The following is an 841-nucleotide window of genomic DNA, read 5'->3' as shown; positions in this document are numbered from 1 at the left end:
AGGATAGTGCAGGAAAAGACGGATTACGCTTATCTTGGACGCAGGACCAGCTAACTACGGCCGGAAATGATAGCCAGCTTAGAACTTACCTTAAACCTAATACATGGCATCATCTTGAAATTTATATCGATCTCGTTGCCAGTACTGTGGAGCGTAGAGTAAATAGTCAAGTTCTAGAGATTCTTGATATAGGTAATGCTGCGAACCTTAATGGCTCTAGCCCTTCTGTTGCTCTAATTGGCTTCAATGGAAAACAACTTTTTAATGGTGCCAATGGGGCAGATATATATGTAGATAGTACCCCGCAGAGGGTGCTGCTAGCCAATGCTGCGCAATGGAGTGACGTAACACATTCTGAGTTACAACTACCCGTTTCGTGGTCTGAAAATCAAATTACGTGGCAAGCTTTTTATGGAAGTTTGGATCGAACCCAGTTGTTATATGTTTATGTTATTGATGAAAATGGGGTCGCAAACGATATCGGGTATCCTTTGTCTTCGGGAACCAGCTTCGCGGCACCGCCACCTTTATTTGAAGCAGAAGTAAGGTAACTTCGTTATGGAGTCTATAAAGGTAAGTGTCGTAATTCCAGCTTATAATCGTGCATCATACATAAATCAAACCGTCGATTCTGTTTTAAATCAGACTTTTGAGGATTTTGAACTCATCGTTGTGGACGATGGATCAACAGATGGCACGTATGAAAAATTACTTGAGTACGGTGACAAAATTTCTGTGCTTGCGCATGAGGGCCATACAAATAAAGGCCAGTCTGCATCCATTAATTTGGGCTTGAAGCAAGCTTCTGGAAAATATATAGCAATCTTAGATAGTGATGATT

General features: G+C 41.4%; 2 protein-coding genes. Both read left to right on the top strand.

Annotated elements, in window-relative coordinates:
* Positions 1 to 551, top strand: a 551-nt coding sequence (locus A3738_RS30860; RefSeq protein ID WP_197473748.1) for a hypothetical protein, incomplete at its 5' end; no start/stop codon positions are given.
* Between the two features lie 7 nt (positions 552 to 558).
* The coding region (locus A3738_RS09080; RefSeq protein WP_156504133.1) for a glycosyltransferase family A protein at positions 559 to 841 on the top strand (283 nt) is incomplete at its 3' end.

The sequence above is a fragment of the Oleiphilus sp. HI0066 genome, assembly GCF_001635725.1.
This window is presented reverse-complemented; position numbering and strand designations above follow the sequence as displayed.